Raw genomic sequence first — 18,544 nt, forward strand, 5'->3', positions numbered from 1 at the left:
GCCGTTGATGGACCACCTGCTCAGGGACAACACCACCCTCGAGTTGTACGCCTGGCTGGAAGAGGATGCCGAACTGCCCGGCTGGGATGTCCTGGTCGGCAATCCCTTCGGCAAGTCGCTGCCCGAAGACCAGTTCACCACCGTACAGAACTACTTTGCCGAGTATCACCTGGAGTATTTCCGGCAGAGGCTCTATCGGCACTTTCCGAGCCGCCTGCACGCCCTGCTGCTGTTCGCGACACGCGTGGACGCAGAAACATTCCGCGCCAAGCATCCAGCACGGGTGTTTGGACGGACGCTCGTGTGCGCACGCAGCAAGGGCGCCTATCTGTGCTCGTTTCATGATTCGAGCTGGCTCGACTACCTGCGCCTCCCGCACAGTCTCAGCTTGTCTACGCTTGACACGATCGCCAACCACTATTGGAAAGGCGCCTTGGTCGAGGAAGCGGGCTTGACCTTCATGAATGAGCGCTGGCGCGAGCCGCCGGTGATCGAAGCCCTTTTCCAGGGCACGCTGGAAGCCGTCGCCCCTGGCCAGCAGAGCGGCTGGCTCCCCGGCTTTGGTTGAGTCAGACGGAAGTCCGCGGACGCCGCGCGAACCGATCACCGGGGTGATTCTTGCCGGTGGTCTGGCCCGCCGCATGGGCCGAGTCGACAAGGGCCTGCAGTTACTGGACGGCAAGCCGCTCGTCCAGTGGGTAGCAGAACGTTTCGCGCCCCAGGTCGAACAGCTGTTGGTCAACGCCAATCAGAACGCCACCGACTACGCGACTCTCGGCTATTCGGTAATCGCTGACCTGGTCCCCGGCTTCGCGGGTCCGCTTGCCGGTCTGCATGCCGCCCTGGCGCACGCCAGCCATTCGCTGGTGGCTGCCGTCCCCTGCGACTCGCCCTTTCTGCCGGCCGATCTTGTGGCTCGCCTGCACACCGCGATGGTAATGACCGGCAGTGATGTCGCCACGGCGCGAACCTTCGACCAGCCACAACCGGCCTTCTGTCTCTGCCGCCGCGAGCTTCTCCCGCAACTGGCTGAGTTCCTTGCCGGTGGCGAGCACAAGATGGCTCTCTGGTACCGAACGTTGCGGGCAGTTCACGTCGCCTTCGACGATGAGGCCGCAGCGTTCCGCAATATCAACACCTCCGGCGAACTGGCTCGCTGCGCGCACAAGACGAAATAGGCGGCGCCCTGGCGCAGGTGCCCCGTGCCAGGGCGCAATTGCGGACGCGGGAGGAATTCTTCCGCTTGCCGCAAGGCTGACCGCAAGTTAGAATCGCGCCCTCGCTTCGCCAAGCGAATAAGCACCTTCATCCATCTGGCGTTCGCTCTATCAAACCGGGGCTGCGCCGTTATTCACGAAAGAGAGTTTGACATGGCGATCAATGTTGCGCAGAAAGCGCAAATCATGGCTGACTACCAGCGTGCGGCCGGCGATACCGGTTCTTCCGAAGTCCAGGTAGCCCTGCTCACGGCACGCATCAATGACCTGACCGGCCATTTCAAGGAACACAAGAAGGACAACCACTCGCGGCGCGGACTGCTGCGCATGGTCAGTCGTCGCCGCAAACTGCTGGACTACCTCAAGCGCACCAACGTTGATTCGTACCGCGCGCTGATTCAGCGTCTCGGCCTGCGCAAATAAGCCTGCTCGCCGATCCGCGCTGCGGTCGGAGATGCGGGCAACTCGAAGAAGCCGTCAGCGGCCAGCCCCCTTTCGGGCTGTGCCGCTGTTCTTGCTGCGGCGGCCCCGTCGGCCAATGGGCACGTCGGCTGCAATGCCTGCCGGAGTCGTGGGCAGGCACGTGCCAGACAATTGAGAAAGGAAACAATGTTTAATATCGTCAAGAAAACCTTTGCTTACGGCGCCCACCAGGTGACCATGGAAACCGGCGAAATCGCCCGCCAGGCTGGCGGTGCCGTCATGGTCTCCATCGATGACACGGTCGTTCTGGTCTCCGTCGTCGGCAACAAGACGGCCAAGCCCGGCCAGGACTTCTTCCCGCTGACCGTTGATTACATCGAGAAGACCTATGCGGCCGGCAAGATTCCTGGCGGCTTCTTCAAACGCGAGGGGCGCCCTTCCGAAAAGGAAACGCTGACTTCGCGCCTGATCGACCGTCCTCTGCGTCCGCTGTTTCCCGATGGCTTCTACCATGAAGTGCAGGTCGTCGCGACGGTGATGTCGCTGAACCCGGAAATCGACCCCGACATCGCGGCGCTGATCGGCGCATCTGCCGCGATGACGATCTCCGGCATTCCCTTCGACGGACCCATCGGTGCGGCTCGCGTGGGCTACGTGGACGGTCAGTATGTCGTCAATCCGACCGCCACGCAGCTGAAATCAAGCCTGCTCGATCTGGTTGTCGCCGGCACGCAGGCGGCCGTCCTGATGGTTGAATCGGAAGCCAAGGAACTGTCCGAAGAGGTCATGCTCGGTGCCGTGGTCTTCGGACACCAGCAGATGCAGGTGGTGATCGACGCGATCAATGAACTCGCTGATGAGGCCGGCAAACCCGAGTGGGACTGGACGCCGGCGGCGCGCAACGAGGCGGTACACGGCAAGCTCAATCAACTCGTTGAGGCCGAACTGCAGGAAGCCTACCGGATCACCAGCAAGCAACTGCGCAGCCAGCGGCTCAAGGAGGTCACCGCCTATGCGGTGGAAACCCTGACCGCCGATGACGACGCTCCTGACGCGAATGCCGTGCGCAACATGGTCTCCGCCGTCGAGGCACGCATCGTCCGTGGCCGCATCCTCGCCGGGGAACCGCGAATCGACGGGCGCGACACGCGCACGGTCAGACCGATCGCGATCCGTTCGGGTGTGCTGCCACGTGCGCATGGGTCATCCCTGTTCACGCGCGGCGAGACGCAGGCGATCGTCGTGGCGACGCTGGGTACCGGTCGCGACGAGCAGATCATCGACGCGCTGTCCGGTGAGTACCGCGAGCGCTTCATGCTGCACTACAACTTCCCGCCCTACGCGACGGGTGAATGCGGACGCGTCGGCACGCCCAAGCGCCGCGAGGTGGGTCACGGTCGTCTTGCCAAGCGGGCCCTGCTTGCCGTGCTGCCGGCGCCGGAGGACTTCTCGTACACGATTCGCGTCGTCTCCGAGATCACCGAGTCGAACGGTTCGAGCTCCATGGCCAGCGTCTGCGGCGCCTCGCTGGCGCTGATGGACGCCGGCGTACCGCTGAAGGCCCACGTGGCCGGAATCGCGATGGGGCTGATCAAGGAAGGCAATCGCGTCGCGGTGCTGACCGACATCCTCGGCGACGAGGATCATCTGGGTGACATGGATTTCAAGGTAGCCGGAACCGAGGCCGGAGTCACGGCGCTGCAGATGGACATCAAGATCCAGGGGATCACCAAGGAGATCATGCAGGTCGCGCTGGCGCAGGCCGGCGAAGCCCGCCTGCACATCCTCAAGCAGATGCAGGGCTCGATGTCAGGGCACCGCGAGGAGGTGTCAACCTACGCGCCCCGCCTGTACACCATGAAAATCAACCCCGAGAAGATTCGCGACGTGATCGGCAAGGGCGGCGCGGTGATTCGCGCCATCACCGAGGAAACCGGCACCACGATCGACATCAAGGACGATGGAACGATCACCATCGCCTCGGTCAGCGGCGAAGCCGCGAGTGCCGCGCGAGCCCGGATCGAGTCGATCACCGCCGATGTCGAGGTGGGCAAGGTGTACGACGGCACGGTACTCAAGCTTCTCGACTTTGGTGCCATCGTCAGCATCCTGCCGGGACGCGACGGCCTGCTGCATATTTCGCAGATCGCCAACGAGCGCGTCAACGCGGTTGCCGACTACCTCAAGGACGGCCAGAAAGTCCGCGTCAAGGTGCTCGAAGCCGACGAAAAGGGCCGCGTTCGGCTGTCGATGAAAGCGCTTACCGCTGAAGAAGGCGGTGCCACCGCCGCTGCCCCGGCGCCATAACCAGCTACGTTCCAGCGAACCGCGGCAGCATGAGAAAGGACGCCTTGGCGTCCTTTTTCTTATCCAGCCGGTCATTCAGCGCGGCCGCTGGCCGACCGCGCTGAGCGGGCTACTTGGCGACCTGTTTCTCGCGCACCTCTTCGAGCGTCTTGCAGTCGATGCACAGCGTCGCCGTGGGACGCGCCTCCAGACGCTTGATACCGATCTCGACACCGCAGGCCGCGCAATAGCCGTAGTCGCCGCTATCGATGCGATCAATGGTTTCCTCGATCTTCTTGATCAGCTTGCGCTCACGGTCACGGTTACGAAGCTCGATGGCAATGTCGGTTTCCTGGCTCGCGCGATCATTGGGATCGGCGAAGACGGTCGCTTCATCCTTCATCGTATGCACCGTGCGCTCGATGTCTTCCATCAACTGCTGTTTGAGGGCTTCCAGAATGCCGCGAAAATGCGCCAACTGGGCGCTGCTCATGAACTCCTCGCCAGCTTTCGGCACGTAAGGGGAGAATTGCTTCTGCAGCACGTCTTCAGCCATATCGGAGGACCCTGTTCTTCTGATTGCGAAAAACCCGATTAAATATCAGAAATAGTCCCGCCATGCAAGCAGCCGCCACGCGCCCGGCCACCACCGGAGTTCGCCGGCGACCCAGCCTCTCGACAGGCGGCCGCTGCGCTATGCGCCGGGGCAGGTAGTGCCTGCGTCACCCGCCGGTCTCGCCGACAGGTCTTGCGCTCCCGCTCGCATGGCGGCTGCGCAGCGCCATCGCCATTTCGAAGGCCGCCTGGGTGAAGCTGAGGATCTCGGCGAACTCCTCGTCGGTAAGTCCTCGGGCCTCGTCGTTGCTACGGTAAACATTGACGAACTGGTGTTCGCGCACCGTCTGCAAGACCAGCTTGCCGACGCCAAGCCCTTCAAGGGTTTTCCACAGATCCGGATTGGAACTGCGCGTGAGACCCATGACGAAGCCGATCGGGTCGCTGCGCCCGAAAACCGCCGCCAGACGCAGAATCAGTTCGAACGACAGCGCCATCCGGCCGTTCTCCAGGGCCTCGATCAACGACGGGTCCTTGAGGTCTATCGCCGCGCCGACCTCGGCGATGGTCAGCCCCGCGGCCTCGCGCATCCCCCGGATGCTCGCGCCGGTCCTGGCCCAGGCAGCGGGCTCGCCGACGCTCGGCAACACGGCTCTGACGACCTCGCTGGCCGCCTCCAGCGCTTGCCCTTCGCGCAACGCGCGCGACACCTTGCCTGCGGTCTGCAGCGCCCGCCCGGCGACGCCGGCGGCAGAACTGATGTCGAGCAGCCTGCCTGCCATCGCCCGTACCTGATCCACCAATCCAGGTTCGGCAGCGGGCGCACTCGCCTTCTCGCCCGCAGCGGCGGCAGACTTGCCCGCTACCCGCCGGGCAGCGGGAGGCTTGCGTTTCGGTGGTGGCGAAGACGGATCGGTCATCGAGAATCCTTTCGAGGCGACAGACCTGCGGCCGGCAAGCGCCCGCCGTGCCCGTCAGATCAACCGGAACGGCGATTGCAGGCGCCTCAAGGGTACGCTCCACGACCCCGCCCGGGCGTTCCCCGAAAGGACCGACGTGCACACCGGTACCCGCGGACGGGTACGCAGGAGGCGCCCTCAGGCCCGGCACTCCACGTCAACCGGGTCTTGGCGCCGCCAGCCGAGCCCGAGGAGATTCGCGGCCCGCCGACGCACCTGCCACTGCCAGATCAGGCACCAATACTATACCTTGAGCAGCGACGCGTGCAGCAGGCGTGCGAAAAAGCCAGGCGCCGGCAAGCGCGGCGGCGGCGAGCACCGCCGCTTCGCCAATCAGGCACGCAGCGGCAAGGCCACGCGATTCGGGATGCGCACGAAGTCGCGACTGGCACGCCAGAGAGCCGCAAGGCGACCCGCCGAGAGTCTGGCCGGCCGCGAGACGGGGCGCGCGAACCGCGCACGCCCACTGCCGATCGCCTCCAGCAAGGCCAGGCCCCGGCCGCGGATGAGATGACTATCGCCCGGCGCGAGAAGGATGTCGCCGGCTTCGCCCTCAACGGTCAGCCAGAGCCGTCCGGCCGTACAGATCACGCGCACGCCCTTGGCGGAGCGAAGCCGGATCGGTGTGTTCTCCGCAAGGCACAGTTCGCTGTCGAAAAAATCGAGGCCCATGACATTCTCTCCGTTCGTTGTCTTGACAGCGAGCAGTCTACGGCGACCGCGAGTAGTGGTACAGTGACAGAAAAGACGAATTGTAATCAGCACAGTCTTGTCAATGCTCAACTGTGCTGTCCCGCTGCGGCAAGAACTGTGCTGGTAGGTAACTATGGAAACTCGACTGTTACGTTATGAAACTCTGGCCGAAGATCTCGGCGGCATCATCGTCGCCGGCAACCTGCGGCCCGGCGAACGTCTGCCTTCGGTACGACGCCTGTCGCGCGAGCGGCGACTGTCGGTATCGACGGTGCTGCAGGCGCTGCGGCAACTCGAAGATCGAGGCCTCGTCGAGGCCAGGCCGCAATCGGGGTACTTCGTTCGCCATGCGGCCACGCGGCGCCCGTCGCCCAACGCGCGGTCGACGCCCGACGAGCCGGTGCCGGTGGACGTCAGCCAGCGGCTGATGCGGGTGCTGCAAAGCGGTATGCAGCCCGGCGTCGCCCCGCTGGCCGCCGCCCTGCCTGCCTCTACCCTGTTGCCGCTGGCGGCCCTGCAGCGGCTCTACGGGGGTGTCGCGAGGCGCCATCCCCGGCTGCTCGAGGGCGGCAGTCACATCAACATGGACGAACCGGCGCTGGTGCGGCAGTTGGTGCTGCGCTCAGTGGCCTGGGCCGGACCGCTGGCCGCCGACGAGTTCGTGATCACCAACTCCTGCACCGAGTCCCTCAGCCTTTGCCTGCGCGCCGCGACTCGCTCGGGCGACACGGTGGCGGTCGAATCGCCCGCCTACTACCTGATGTTGCAACTGATCGAGACCCTCGGGCTGAAGGCCCTCGAGATCCCGACCGATCCGCGCCATGGCTTGTCGATCGAGGCGCTCGATCTCGCTACCCGCGACGGCAAGGTGACCGCCTGCCTGCTGGTACCCAACGCCAGCAATCCGCTTGGCAGCATGATGCCCGACGAGAACAAGCGCCGCTTGGCCAAGCTGACTGCCGAACGCGGTGTGGCGGTGATCGAGGATGACATCTACGGCGATCTGCACTTTGGCGCCGAGCGGCCCTGGCCGATCAAGGCTTTCGACAGGACAGGCAATGTCATGCTCTGCTCCTCGTTCTCCAAGTGCCTGTCGCCGGCGCTACGCATCGGCTTCGTCGCCGGCGGCCGCTACCGGCCGCAGATCGCCCTGCAGAAGACGATCACCAGCGGCGGCACCAATTCGATCACCCAGCTCGTCCTCGCCGAATACCTTGAATCCAGTGCTTCCGAGCGTCACCTGCGTGGTTTGCGGCGCACCTACGAGCGCCAGGTCGAGGCCATGATCGCCGCCGTAACGCGGCATTTTCCCGCCGCCACACGCGTCACCGAGCCTCAGGGAGGTTTCGTCCTTTGGCTCGAGCTACCCGACGACATCGACACCACGGCCCTCCACTCCCGGGCGATCGCCGCTGGCGTCGCCTACGTGCCCGGCGAACTCTTTTCCGCCAGCGGCATGTACCGGAACTGCCTGCGCCTGAACTGCGGCAACCCGCACACGCCGGAGATCGATGACGCGGTACGGCGCCTGGGCGCATTGATGGCGCCCTGACCTGGCACCGCCCTGGCCGGGCGCGTCAATGGGGGAACTGCTGGGAAAAGCGCAGCGGAGTCGTGACCCGTAGTAACGCCCGCAAGCAGACTTCCTGCGGCGATGCCGTCGCCGTGCCTAGTGCCGATCGCGATGGGAAATCTCGACCACGCGCGCGCGTTGCGCCAGTTGCCCGACCAGTGCGCTGGCCGCGGCACGATTGGCAAGGTCAAGATTCGCGTCCCACTCGTCGAGCAGATAGACTTGGCAATCCGTCTTCGCGACGATTTCCTGGAGTACGCGCAACTGGCGCTCGCCCGAGGAGTAGCCCTTCTTCTGTTCGATTTCTTCCGCCACACTGATCTCGCTGGCGTCCTCGGCGTCGGCATCCGGATCCAGCGTCGAATCGGCCGGTGACAGACCCGGTGCCGGCGCGCCGGCATTGAACTCGAATACCAGCCGGTCGTGCGTCGGCCAATAGTAGGCCTGTCCGCGCAGACGGCACTTCAGCGCCGAGAGCAGCGTGGACTTGCCGCTGCCGTTGCCACCGCGCACACCGACCAAGCCGGTCGGCACGGCGAGGACGCGATGCACGGCATCCGCCAGCGAATCGCAGACCCACTCCCGCTCGCCTTCCCTGAGGACAAGGCGTTCGAAGTCGATGCGCGCGACGAACTCCGTGTCCGCCGCCGGATGCATGTGGGCGCAAACGCCGCGGATACGCGTCCATACGGCAACGAGATCGGTCAGACCGCCAGTAAGCTGATGCATGTCCAGCGTCATCTCGATCTGGCGCGGCAGCGTCGCCGCCAGGGCAATCAACAGCGTGGTGTTGCCGGCGTCCTGGATGGCCACCCAGGCGGTCGTCGACAGCACGACGACCAGCGCGATGACGCCGCTGATCGCACTCCAGCCCTCACGCGCCAGAATCGCCCTGATCTGCGCGACCACGGCGTTACCCACCCGCTGGCGAAAATCCCGGTGCCAGAGGGTGAAGTTGTAACGGTTGCCGCTGAAAATGTTGTCCCAGGCATTGTAGGTCCGCGCCCGCATGCGGTTGGTCATGCGCTGGTTATGCAGGAAGGCGGCGGCGAGCGGCTTTTGCAGCAGCCACTGCAGCGTGATGAGGATGACGAACACGGCGGCAAAGGCAATCGGCAAGCCGGCGTCTATTTCGAAGCCAAGTACCAGCGCGTTGAAAAGCAGCTGGAAGAACAGCCGCAAGTAGTACTGCAGGTTGTAGATCAGATCGAAACTGACATCGAAGGTCTCATTGGTCAGGAACGGTTCGACCTGCTCGCGTGCCCCGCCATCGGCCAGCAAGGCCGTCCGCGAGCGGTTGCGGCGCGCGAAATCGAGCATGTAGCGCGCATAGGCCGCGAAGCCCGCCCGCTCCGCGAAGATCCAGCTCACCGCGCCTGCGATGTAGGAGACGGTCTGGACAACAACGATCTCGACGAAGTCCCTCGCCGTAATGTGCTCCTCGGCAATGTCGCGCGCGATCTGAATGACCAGCCAGGTGGTCGTCGCACTGCCCGCTTCCTGGACGATGATCAGGACCAGCATGCCAAAGGCAGCCGGACTCACGAAATAGCGCAGGAAGTCTCTTGGCTGAAAGGTCGTCGAAGGCGGCACGCGAATTGGCCGGTGAACCGCTGACGGGACGCGCTACCTTCCCGCCGCAGGAAGACTATCAGGGCCAACACCAGGCAAGTCAATGTTGGCCGCATAAAGCACCGAAAGCAGACTCACGTCTGCTTTCGGTGTCATTCTCAAGACAGGACTTGCCTGTCAGGCGCCATCACTTCGGCGCCGGCTTCTTGGCTTTTTTCTTGGTGGCCATGTTCAGCTCCAGTAGCAAGGTTGATAAGATATTTCAACGGCCCAACGCGTCAACCGCAAGTGAAGTATACGCCTCTGACGTCGCCAAGAAGAAGTTTTTCGCGCGGCGCCGGGTGGAACGTGGTTTTCCCGCAACGCTAGCTCGCCCACCGTCCCGCGGATGGACGCCGCGAGAAATTGCCGCTAACCGGCGCGTGGTGTGGATACGGTCCGGCGCGCGCGTGCAAGCGTGCTCTTGCCAGCCGCGAGGGAAATCAGCCCCATCCTCCGAAATTGCTGCAAATGTACACTTTCCCTGCCATTGGCATGAACCGCCAACAGCTTGCGGAGACACGCCGGCCGACGGTTCACTTGGCCAGTCCAAATCCTCGTCTGATCCGTCGGCGGCGCGCTGCCACTCATTCCTCGATCGGCACGGCCTTGAACGCGGCGCTCGCTTCGAGTCTGTCGGCGAGCCCGCTGAGCGCCGGGTAATCACCCGCCGGCCACTCGTGCGGCAGGACATAACGAACGAAACCGATCCCGGCAACGGTGGTGATGTCCGCCTGCGTCAGGCGACCGCCGACCAGAAAGTCGCCGGCGAGCCGTTCTTCGAGCATGGCGAATGCCTGCCGCATCTGGCCGCGCAGGCGGCCCGTCCAGTCGGCCCATTGCAGCTCGCCGGGGCGCTTGCGCTCATATTCGATGGCCACCGCCTTCTCGGTCGCGACGATCGCCAGCGCCATCAGTTGCTGCACCTGCCGCCGCTCGGGGCCGCTGCGCGGGGTGAGCGGCAAGATATCGCGTTCGCCGGCCAGTTCGTCGAGATAGTCGAGAATGTAGGCGCTTTCAAAGAGCTTCTCGCCGTTCGGCAAGGTCAGCATCGGCACCTTGAAGAGGGGGTTGAGCGGCCGCATGGCATCCATGTGCCGGAACACCGACAGCGACAGGTGCGTGAAGGGAATCGCGTAGAGATGCATCGTCACCGCCACTCGTCGCACGAAGGGTGAATCGTAGAGACCGAGCAACTGGTGCGGCTCGCCTGCCGTCAAGTCCGTCATGGTTCTTCTCCAATCATCAATGGTTGATGCGATCCGGGAATCCGTCCGGACGCTCACATCCAGGCCGCAGCGACACGCGCCAGCCTGAGCTTGGGCAGGCACCAGCGCCGGCCAAAGGTTCCCGCCGGCGGTGCCAGGCGAATCCTCGCCGGCAGATCGGCGTTCGCGTCGGCTGTTGGCCACGGCTCGACGACGACCTTGCCGACACCCGCGACACGATGGCGGTCGCCGGGAAGCAGCCAGATATCTCGGCCGCCCTTCTCTTCGGTCAGCCAGACACGCGTGCCGAGCGAGATGACTGTCCAGCCGGCGATCCGGTCGAGGGAAACGGCCTCGGCGGCACGCACTTCAAACTCGATGTAGGGTAGCAGATCTTGCATGGGGGTCTCCTTTGCTGGCGATGATTTCTGTCCGGTCTTGTCTTGAACAGACAGGAGCATTTTCATCGTCGGGCGGAGCAAGTACAATCGAATTGTTCTCACGTGACATGTGAAGCAAATTGACAGATAGTCGACGTAGTCCACCGCTGGGCAGTCTGCGCGTTTTCGTTGCGGCCGCCGACAGCGAGAGCGTCACCAAGGCAGCCGCGCAGCTGCACCTGACGCATGGCGCGGTCAGTCACCAGTTGCGACAGTTGCAGGACTACCTCGGCGTCGCCCTGTTCGAACGTAGCGGCCGCGGCCTGAAACTGACGACGCAGGGCGCCGCCTATGCCGAACGGGTTTCGCGGGCACTCGCCGAGATCGGCAAGGCGACCGAACAACTGATCGCCGCACGCGACTACCGCCGTCTGCGGGTGACCTGCATGCCATCGTTCGCCGCGCGCTGGCTGCTGCCGCGGCTCGGCAGCTTCATTTCCTGCCATCGCGAACTCGATGTCGAAGTGCAATCGAGCGCCCGGCTGGCCGACATCAAGGGAGGCGAAGCCGACGTCGCCCTGCGTTTCGGCCACGGCCGTTACCCGGGACTGAGCTGCCGACTGTTGATGAAGGACTGGTACTACCCGGTTTGTTCGCCCGAGTTCATCGCTCGCCACGCGCTGGTCAGCCCGGCGCAGTTGACCGGACTGCCGTTGCTGCGCTCGAACGATGAACTATGGCAACCGTGGTTCGGTGCCGCCGGCGTGGTGGTCGAGGAGCCGCAGCGCGGTGCGGTGTTCGACGACTCGAGCCTGATGCTGATGGCCGCCGCCTCCGGCCAGGGCGTGGCCCTGGCCCGGCACACGCTGGCCGTCGACGATCTGGCGAGCGGACGTCTGCGGCGTCCCTTCGCGATGGCCATCGAGTCGCCCTTCTCGTACTTTTTCGTCTGTCGCCTCGCTGACGAGCAGCACGCCGCCGTCGTCGCCTTTCGCGAGTGGCTGTTCCAGGAAGCCGCTCTCTATCGCCCGCCCGACGGCGACCTCGCCGTGGCCCGCAGCGACCAGCCAAACCAGTAGATGGACAGCGGCGCGGCGGCGCAGCGGCAGCGCGGCGCCGTGACGGCAGCTCTCAGGCGCTGAACTGCAGCGCGGCCAGGCGCGCATACAAGCCGCCACGCTCGACCAGCTCCGGGTGCGTGCCATCCTCGACCACCCGCCCGTGGTCGAGGACGAGTATCCGGTCGGCCCCCTGTACAGTCGCCAGACGGTGGGCGATGACGATCGTCGTGCGGCCGCTCATCGCCGCCTCGAGCGCGGCCTGCACGACGCGCTCGCTCTCGGCATCAAGACTGCTCGTCGCTTCGTCCAGCAGCAGCAGCGGCGCATTCTTGAGGATCGCGCGCGCGATCGCGATGCGCTGGCGCTGCCCTCCCGACAAGCGCACGCCGCGCTCGCCGACGAAAGTGGCATAGCCCTCGGGCAGTCGCTGCACGAACTCGTCGACAAAAGCCGCGCGCGCGGCCGAGCGCAGCTCGTCATCGGCCGCATCGGGCTTTCCGTAGCGGATGTTGTCGTCGATGCTGCCGGAAAAGATCACCGCCTCCTGCTGCACCACGGCGATGCGCGCCCGCAATTCGGCCAGGCGCGGGCGCCGCAGGTCGACGTCGTCGATCCGGATGGCTCCCTCGCCGACGTCGTAGAAGCGCTGCAACAACTGGAAGACAGTCGTCTTGCCGGCACCGGACGGCCCGACGAGCGCGACGCTCTGCCCGGGCTCGATCGTGAAATCGAGCCCCCGCAGCACCGCCTGCGCCGGCCGTGACGGATAGGCGAAACGCACTCCGGCAAAAGCCACCCGCAGGCCACCTGCCGCTACCGGCAGCGGCGCCGGCTGCGCCGGCTCGCCGATCGGCGAACGTGCGCTGAGCAGCTCCATCAGACGCTCGGTCGCTCCCGAAGCGCGCAGCAAGTCGCCCCAGACTTCCGCCAGCACCGCAACGCTGCCGGCGACGACCATCACGTAGAGCGCCGTCTGACTCAGCTCGCCGGCCGTGATCTCGCCGGCGAGAACGGCCTGAACACCGCCGTACATGCCGTAGAGCAGCGAACCGAAGACACCGACGATGACGAAAGCGGTGAGCGCCGAGCGCGTTCCGGTGCGCCGCAGCGAGGTAGCGAATGCCTGTTCGTTGGCGACGTGGAAGCGTGCCGCCTCGGCAGCCTCGCGGGTATAGCTCTGGACGACGGGAATGGCGTTGAGAATCTCGCCGGCAATGCCGCTGGTATCAGCGAGGCGGTCCTGGCTGGCGCGCGAGAGCTTGCGCACGCGGCGGCTGATGATCCCCGCCGGCAGCACGACGAGAACGACGATGCCGGCAACCGTGAGAATCAGCCGCGGCATCGTCGTCAACAGCATCGTCAAGCCACCGGCGAGCAGCACCAGATTGCGCAAGCCCATGCTGACGCTCGAGCCCACCGCATGGTGAATCACCGTCGTGTCCGTGGTCAGCCGGGACAACACCTCGCCGGTCTTCAGCGTCTCGAAGAACTGCGGACTCTGCCGCAGCACATGCGCGTACACGGCCTGCCGGAGATCGGTGGTCACCCGCTCGCCGATCCAGCTCACCATGTAGAAACGCGCGGCGGTAGCCAGGCCAAGCACCAGCGCGACGCCAAAGAGCAGCAGGAAGTAGTCGCGAATCGCAAGTCGCCGCTCGCCGAGGTCCACCGCTGTCGGCAGCGCGAGCCCGCCGTCAACCAGCAACTTCACCGCGTAAGGCAGCGCCAGCGTGGAAGCGGCAGCCAGCAGCAGGAACAGCAAGGCCAGGGCGATCTGCCCGCGGTAGGGCGCCAGATAAGGCAGCAACGCACGCAGCGGTTGCAGCCGGCGCTCGGCCACCTGGCCTTGGGCTTTCGCGTCGCCCGCGTCGCCCACGTCCGCCGCTGCCGGCGCTTCCGGAGCCGCCGCCCGGGACGCGTCGGCGCTCAGGCGAGCAGCCCTTGCAGCACACCCCAGGCGCCGCCGACCCCGAGCGCGCCGAAGCAGAGCATCGACAGCAGGAAACCGCTGCCGCGCGTCTTCGGGTCGCGCGCATAAGCCAGTGCGTACCACACGCGACCGGCCAGCCACAGTGCGCCGAGGGCGGTCGCCCACAGGCTCGACAGACTGAGTGCGCATACCCAGAGCACCGGCAGGAAGAGCACGGTGTTCTCGAGAGTGTTCATCTGGATCCGATAGGCGATCTCGAACTGCGGGTGACCCGTGGTCGCCGGCGCCTTGATGCCCAGGCGCATTCGACAGCGGCCGACATAGGCGGCGCAGGCAAAGAGCAGAAACGAAGTGGCGAGAGTGACCAGAGCGGGTCCGGGGTAGCTGTTCATGGTGTCGATACGTTTCCTGGGTCAGGAGTTGGATGCTGCGGCATGGCTGCCGAGCAGGAAATTGCCGATGCGCAGCAGGCGGCGCTGTGCCGCCTCGCCGCCCAGGCCGGCGATCAAGGGGCCGGCGGCGGCGGCCACCTCGATTGCCCGCTCGGGCGTCAGCAGCGCGGCGCGCTGGCAATATTCGATGATGGCAAGCTGCTCTTCCCGCGTCAGCGGGAAGGGCGGCGCTTCGCTGCCCACATCGTGGTGCGCGCCGACGACCTGCCGCGGCGTGGCTTCGACATGCACCACCAGCGTGCCCGCGGCGAGGTCGCCCAGGCGCTTGCCCTGGGCGTTGAGCAGGCTGGCGACGAATCCGGTAGCGTAGAAGAACGGCAGGAAGTCGATGCCGCGCAGCGTGTTGCGGATGAACGCGGCGCTCCAGCCGACGGGGCGACCGTCGTCATGGACGACCGCCAGCCCGCAGGCCTTCTTGCCCGGCGTCTGGCCGTTCCGGTACACCTCGAAGACGATCGGATAGAACCACTCGAGCAGGAAAGCGCCGACGAGCAGCAGGCCGATCCCGAAATCACCGATCACCGACCCGGCGATCGCCAGCAGCAGCCAGACGCCGAAGCGGACCAGGAAATCGAGAAACCAGGCGCGCGCGCGCGCCACGGGTCCGGCCACCCGCAGGTCGATCTCGCAGCCTTCCGGCGTCGCGATGCGCTGGATGGTGTCCAGGCGAGCAGCGGCGTTCACGGCTCGAAAAACACGTCCCGGTAGAAGGCGTACATCGACGCATAGAGCACCGGCACCAGCACCAGCCAGCCGAGAAACAGCGGCAGGCAGGCGACGATGGCCGCGAGCAGCACGCACAAGCCGTAGACCAGAAAAGGCAGCGAGTTCCGCAAAGCCGCGAAGAAACTCGCCTTGAGCGCCTGAAAGGCAGAGAAGTCGTGAAACACCACCAGCGGCGGCGCCAGCCAGACGGCCATCGCCAGCGGCACGAAGACGACCATCAGGACCAAGACGGCGACGATAATGACCGCCAAGGTCGGCTCCGAAGCACCGGCACCGGCAAACGCACCGACGGCGACGACGATGCCAAAAATGGCCGCGGCGCCCAGCACGGCCAGCAGATAGAGCAGCCCGACGAGCAGCAGACCACCAAGCCGGGTCGAGAAACCGGCGAAGAGGTGCGCGAAGCGCAGACCCTCGCCCTCCTCGATCGCCCGGCAACCGATGATGATGCCGCCGATGAACACCGGACCGAGCAGGTTCACGGCAAGATTGACGACCGGAATCATGCCGATGACCATCATGATGGCGATCAAGGCGACGCTGATGCCGACCCAGGTACCCGGCGCACTCCGGAACATCTGCCAGCCACGCAACAGCCACTGGTAGCCGTTGCCGGTCGGCACGCGCCGCCCCTCGGGAATGAAGTTCCCCATCATCGACTCGATGTGGTCATGCACCCGCGCCACGGGTGCCTTGAACGGATTGCTGTCGATACTCATTGTTGCCCCCCATGCAGTCCAGATACGGCAGGAACGTCTGCCGCCGCGCCCGCCCAGGTTCAGAGACCGACGACGCAGCGCGTACTATAGCGCGCCGGCCCGCTCTGCGGCCCGGCAGTACCTGGTCAGCGCCATCAGCAATTGACGCGGACTATCGCCGCGAGCACCCGACGGCGTGGCGCGCCTGCTGACCCGCGATCTTCCCGCCGTGTCGCCGACGCACCGGATTGGTTCATGGTGCGTCCCCAACCCTGAGCACGCGGACGAGTCGGAGGGGCCTGGACGTCGACTGGATCGAGGCGTGGGCGATCACCGAGGACCTGTTGGCCATGTTTCGCACCGATGTGGCGAGCCGCAATGCGCGCTTCATCCTGGCGACGCTGCCCACCGACATCCTGGTGCATCCGGCCGGAGGATCCGTGAGGCATTCCAGCGGCAGGTCGGCGCCGACTCGCTATTCCATTCACTCCGGCGCCTTGATGTTGATGGGCGAAAAGTGAAAAGCGCATCACGTAGCCCGTCGTCGACGACGTTCCCGATGAAGTCAGCGGTCCACTTGAGCTACGGACAAGTCGCGAGGTTTCGGGTACGATTTTTGCCGTTTCGTGAGCAGACCCGATTCGGTCAGCAAGAGCGAACCGCATTGCGACCGTCTTCCTTGGCCCGATAGAGCGCCGTATCTGCCCGCCGCACTGCGCTTTCCTCATCCTTGTCCTCGCCCAGCGCCATGGCTACGCCGATACTTAAGGTGACTTGCCTTGCCCCCGGGAAAGCTTGCTGGGCAACCGAGCTCCTGACGATCTCGGCTATCGTCAGTGCTCCCTCGGCATTCGTCTCCGACAGGATGGCCAGAAATTCTTCCCCACCATAGCGGGCGACGAAATCGGTTTGTCGCAATGAGGCTGTGAGGACAGTTGCCATGTGCCGAAGCACTTGATCGCCTGTTTCGTGGCCATAGGTGTCGTTGATCTCCTTGAAGAAATCGATATCCATGAACAGAACGGCATAAGGATTGCTCGACCGCTGCAAGCGTAGAAATTCCAGTCGTAGCCTCTCATTGGCTGACTTGCGGTTTTGCAGGCCGGTCAGCGCGTCCACCTGGGCAAGTTGTGCGAGTTCCCGATTGGCGGCCAGCAAGGCGGCGGTGCGTGCTGCCAACAATTCGCCGGCTTGACCGATCGCCGCCGCAAGCTCGGCCGACTCCTGGATAGACACCTCGGGAACAGGCACCAACTGCCCCTTGCCCAGGGCTACTGCCGGTGCGGTGAGTGCGCGCACCGAAGCGGCTATTTTCCGCCCCGCCATCCACGCCAAACCGAGCCCAATGACGAGCAAGGTCGCCAGGCCCAAGGACAACCAGGTCATCGTGTGCATCAGATCGCGTTCGAGAATCTCCCGTGGAATGCCGATGCCGACACTCCAGCCGGTGACCGATGAGCGACTCCAGACGGACAAGGTCGGAATTCCCTCGCGTGTGACTGTCTTCATCGAGCCTTCCAGGGCCTCGCCGATTCGCTGGATGTACTCGAGCGTTCCTTTCCGGCCGACGAACTCGTCCGGCGCGTGAGTCCGCGCGGCGATCGTGCCGGTGTTGTCGAATATCGCCGATACCCAGCCCGGCGGAAAGCGTTGCGCGGCGAGGATAGCGTTGAAATCATCCGGCACCAGGCCGATGCTCAAGACATACGCCACCTTGCCGTCGAGGATCACCGGCAAGTCAATGCTCACTACAGGCTTGTGCAGCACCCCACCGATGTAGACTTCCGAAATCACCGACTGGCCGGTCGCCAGGACTCGACGGAGAATCTCCGGATTCCCGTGGCGTGGCAAGGGTTCGCCGAATTCCCGCAGCGTATTGACCAGTTGCTGGCCACCCTCGTCGCTGAGCACGACATTCATGCCGACTTTCGTCACTGCGACGACCTCGCGCGCCCGTCGATGGAATCCCGCCAGATCACGCCGGGCAAGCACACTGGACGTGGAGAGGACCTCGCCGACGGTCCTGGCCTTCAACAATTGGCTATCGACGGCCTGAACCATCGCACGCGCCGTGGCGATCATGTCCCTTTCCAGTTGAGCGCGGCCGTTCAGGTACTCGCGCGCGAACAAGATCGCGACACCGAGTATTCCGGGCAGCAGGCAAGCGAGAACCAGCCAGAGGAGCACCGTGCCGATTCGCCAGCGGGAAGTGAAGCCGTACGCCCGAACGGTCTTCATGGGTTTCCAGAGATTATGCGAAAAGGGTGGAAAGCAGCGGTTTCAGTGAGGCTTTGCCACGGATCCTGTCGTTGGGCAACATCATCCAGCCGCACCGCTGTCCGGATCATCACCAGCATCTTACCCAAAGGCGGGGGCTGGACGGTCAAAAACCCGCCATCCCCTCCCATTGCCGCTCCCTCGCTGCTAGCCGCCAGCGCCAGTTGCTTCCACTCATTCCGGTACGCGACAGTAGTCACCAAGCAATTTCGGTCACCAGCGATGCTCGTCTTGCTGCCACTTGGGTCGCATAGGCGTTCGCCGCACGCTATCCGACCAGCCAGGGTCTCTCGAAGCGCTGCGCCGACATTGCGGAGACAAACCCTGGTACGTTCGCAGCTTTCGCAACTCAGTGGCAAGCGAAGCGAGTGCGTCGGAATGCAGAACCGGGCAACGCCTGTAACGGCGCAGGGCTATGTTTCCAACCTTCTGCTTCGCCTTGCACTTCAGATTTGCGAATCGCTGCGGCAATGCGTCGGATGTCGAAACCCGATT

General features: G+C 64.7%; 18 protein-coding genes. 7 read left to right on the top strand and 11 right to left on the bottom strand.

The window, feature by feature from the left end; all coding sequences use genetic code 11:
- The first annotated feature begins 7 nt into the window (after positions 1-7).
- The 4 genes from CAP2UW1_RS16625 (at position 8) to pnp (ending at position 3,947) form a co-directional block, all read left to right on the top strand.
- The gene (locus CAP2UW1_RS16625) at positions 8-568 is read left to right on the top strand and encodes a hypothetical protein (RefSeq protein WP_015767789.1); all 561 of its coding nucleotides are present in this window, start codon (positions 8-10) and stop codon (positions 566-568) included.
- A complete protein-coding gene (gene mobA / locus CAP2UW1_RS16630; protein ID WP_015767790.1) occupies positions 561-1,178 on the top strand; it encodes a molybdenum cofactor guanylyltransferase MobA in 618 nt (205 codons plus the stop codon). Before CAP2UW1_RS16625 ends, mobA begins: the two co-directional genes overlap by 8 nt.
- A 192-nt stretch (positions 1,179-1,370) precedes the next feature.
- Entirely contained in the window at positions 1,371-1,640 is a 270-nt protein-coding gene (rpsO, locus tag CAP2UW1_RS16635) for a 30S ribosomal protein S15 (RefSeq protein WP_015767791.1), read from the top strand.
- A 186-nt stretch (positions 1,641-1,826) separates the two neighbouring features.
- Positions 1,827-3,947: a polyribonucleotide nucleotidyltransferase gene (gene pnp, locus CAP2UW1_RS16640; protein ID WP_015767792.1), complete on the top strand. Its 2,121-nt coding sequence runs from the start codon at positions 1,827-1,829 to the stop codon at positions 3,945-3,947.
- A 109-nt stretch (positions 3,948-4,056) separates the two neighbouring features.
- On the opposite strand, the gene dksA is transcribed toward pnp, so the two are convergent.
- From dksA to CAP2UW1_RS24020, 3 genes are all read right to left on the bottom strand, one after another.
- Positions 4,057-4,482 (bottom strand): RNA polymerase-binding protein DksA, encoded by a 426-nt coding sequence (dksA, locus tag CAP2UW1_RS16645; RefSeq protein ID WP_015767793.1) that lies wholly within the window; start codon positions 4,480-4,482, stop codon positions 4,057-4,059.
- Positions 4,483-4,648: 166 nt separating this feature from the next.
- Positions 4,649-5,401 (bottom strand): helix-turn-helix domain-containing protein, encoded by a 753-nt coding sequence (locus CAP2UW1_RS16650; protein ID WP_015767794.1) that lies wholly within the window; start codon positions 5,399-5,401, stop codon positions 4,649-4,651.
- Between the two features lie 372 nt (positions 5,402-5,773).
- On the bottom strand, positions 5,774-6,112 hold the full coding sequence (locus CAP2UW1_RS24020) for a DUF2917 domain-containing protein (RefSeq protein WP_015767795.1): 339 nt from the start codon (positions 6,110-6,112) through the stop codon (positions 5,774-5,776).
- Between the two features lie 154 nt (positions 6,113-6,266).
- On the opposite strand from CAP2UW1_RS24020, the gene CAP2UW1_RS16660 reads away from it, so the two are divergent.
- On the top strand, positions 6,267-7,685 hold the full coding sequence (locus CAP2UW1_RS16660; RefSeq protein WP_015767796.1) for an aminotransferase-like domain-containing protein: 1,419 nt from the start codon (positions 6,267-6,269) through the stop codon (positions 7,683-7,685).
- Positions 7,686-7,802: 117 nt separating this feature from the next.
- Here the strand turns inward: CAP2UW1_RS16660 and CAP2UW1_RS16665 are convergent, their stop codons facing one another.
- From CAP2UW1_RS16665 to CAP2UW1_RS16675, 3 genes are all read right to left on the bottom strand, one after another.
- Positions 7,803-9,299, bottom strand: coding sequence for an ATPase AAA (locus CAP2UW1_RS16665; RefSeq protein ID WP_015767797.1), 1,497 nt, complete (start codon positions 9,297-9,299; stop codon positions 7,803-7,805).
- Between the two features lie 605 nt (positions 9,300-9,904).
- Positions 9,905-10,546: a glutathione S-transferase family protein gene (locus tag CAP2UW1_RS16670; protein WP_015767798.1), complete on the bottom strand. Its 642-nt coding sequence runs from the start codon at positions 10,544-10,546 to the stop codon at positions 9,905-9,907.
- 53 nt (positions 10,547-10,599) lie between these two features.
- The gene (locus tag CAP2UW1_RS16675) at positions 10,600-10,926 is read right to left on the bottom strand and encodes a DUF2917 domain-containing protein (RefSeq protein WP_015767799.1); all 327 of its coding nucleotides are present in this window, start codon (positions 10,924-10,926) and stop codon (positions 10,600-10,602) included.
- Positions 10,927-11,045: 119 nt separating this feature from the next.
- Here CAP2UW1_RS16675 and gcvA point away from each other — a divergent pair, with 119 nt between their 5' ends.
- Complete coding sequence (gene gcvA, locus CAP2UW1_RS16680; RefSeq protein ID WP_015767800.1) at positions 11,046-11,984, top strand: transcriptional regulator GcvA; 939 nt, start codon at positions 11,046-11,048, stop codon at positions 11,982-11,984.
- Positions 11,985-12,036: 52 nt separating this feature from the next.
- On the opposite strand, the gene CAP2UW1_RS16685 is transcribed toward gcvA, so the two are convergent.
- From CAP2UW1_RS16685 to CAP2UW1_RS25700, 4 genes are read right to left on the bottom strand one after another with little or no spacing between them, the layout of a single operon-like run.
- Positions 12,037-13,842 (bottom strand): ABC transporter transmembrane domain-containing protein, encoded by a 1,806-nt coding sequence (locus CAP2UW1_RS16685; RefSeq protein WP_015767801.1) that lies wholly within the window; start codon positions 13,840-13,842, stop codon positions 12,037-12,039.
- 50 nt (positions 13,843-13,892) lie between these two features.
- Positions 13,893-14,288, bottom strand: a complete 396-nt coding sequence (locus CAP2UW1_RS26190) for an MAPEG family protein (protein ID WP_015767802.1) — start codon at positions 14,286-14,288, stop codon at positions 13,893-13,895.
- A 21-nt stretch (positions 14,289-14,309) separates the two neighbouring features.
- Positions 14,310-15,032 (bottom strand): RDD family protein, encoded by a 723-nt coding sequence (locus CAP2UW1_RS25695; RefSeq protein ID WP_015767803.1) that lies wholly within the window; start codon positions 15,030-15,032, stop codon positions 14,310-14,312.
- Positions 15,029-15,793 carry a BPSS1780 family membrane protein gene (locus CAP2UW1_RS25700; protein WP_015767804.1) on the bottom strand — a complete coding sequence of 255 codons (765 nt, stop codon included), beginning with the start codon at positions 15,791-15,793 and terminating at the stop codon, positions 15,029-15,031. The genes CAP2UW1_RS25695 and CAP2UW1_RS25700 overlap by 4 nt, the downstream gene beginning before the upstream one ends.
- Positions 15,794-16,122: 329 nt before the next feature.
- On the opposite strand from CAP2UW1_RS25700, the gene CAP2UW1_RS25705 reads away from it, so the two are divergent.
- A complete protein-coding gene (locus tag CAP2UW1_RS25705) occupies positions 16,123-16,293 on the top strand; it encodes a hypothetical protein (protein WP_015767805.1) in 171 nt (56 codons plus the stop codon).
- 124 nt (positions 16,294-16,417) lie between these two features.
- Here CAP2UW1_RS25705 and CAP2UW1_RS16710 read toward each other — a convergent pair whose 3' ends face one another.
- Positions 16,418-18,010, bottom strand: a complete 1,593-nt coding sequence (locus tag CAP2UW1_RS16710) for a diguanylate cyclase (RefSeq protein WP_015767806.1) — start codon at positions 18,008-18,010, stop codon at positions 16,418-16,420.
- Between the last annotated feature and the right edge of the window lie 534 nt (positions 18,011-18,544).

Origin of the sequence: Candidatus Accumulibacter phosphatis, from assembly GCF_000024165.1 — a bacterium.
In the GTDB taxonomy this organism is placed as follows: domain Bacteria; phylum Pseudomonadota; class Gammaproteobacteria; order Burkholderiales; family Rhodocyclaceae; genus Accumulibacter; species Accumulibacter phosphatis.